Annotated in this window: 1 protein-coding gene; it reads right to left on the bottom strand. The window is 43.2% G+C overall.

Features of this window, described 5'->3' with window-relative positions; translation table 11 throughout:
• Nucleotides 1–48: 48 nt before the first annotated feature.
• Nucleotides 49–720: phosphotransferase (locus A3735_RS25230; protein ID WP_369820561.1), on the bottom strand; the 672-nt coding region annotated here is incomplete at its 5' end.

The raw sequence follows: 720 nt of genomic DNA, 5'->3' as shown, positions 1-720 counted from the left end.
CAAATAGCGTTATTAAGCTTTCATCAGTTTCTGAACTCACCAGCCGGCCTACTGAATTTCTAGTAAAGACATTGGCGCGACAGGGGCAGTTTTTGATTTTAATTGCTCTTGGGCAGCAAAATGATTCGTAGCATAGGGTGAATCTTCAGGCTCAGATAGAATATTCGGCCTAACAATGCGGTGATAAGTAAAACGAAGCGGAAACATCGCTACATCCGCAACAAGATCTTTCGCCATTGTCCAGCCAGAGATATCTTTATAAAGATTATTGTAGGTGCCGACCATAGCAAACAAAGATCTAGATAAGTGTAGATAATCGCTCTTAATGGTCATATCAAGCTGATAGGTATTAGACATTAAATGCAAGGCAGTCTGTAAACGCTGGCGCAAGCCTTCCTGCCCCTCTTCATAAAGGCGAAACATAAAGTCTCTACCCAATGGGGTAACGTTCTTTTTAATCAATGTTTCTTCAAGCGCTGTTTTAATCTCGTCATAGCGTTCCAGGTTTCCTTTTTGGCCCTTACTCATTTGAATAAGAGTCATCGTCAGCATATCAACATCGCCACTCAATACCGACGCCAGGTAACGACCTACCATTCCCCACTTACCACGCATATCGACGGCATTTCCCCAATCAATAAGGAACAACCTGGCATCGAGATCTACCATCACATTTCCAGGGTGAAGATCTCCGTGAAACTCCTGGTGTATCAGAAGATG

The sequence above is a fragment of the Oleiphilus sp. HI0061 genome (assembly GCF_001635675.1).
Note: the sequence above shows the minus strand (reverse complement) of the source record. Positions and strands in the feature narration are given on the sequence as shown.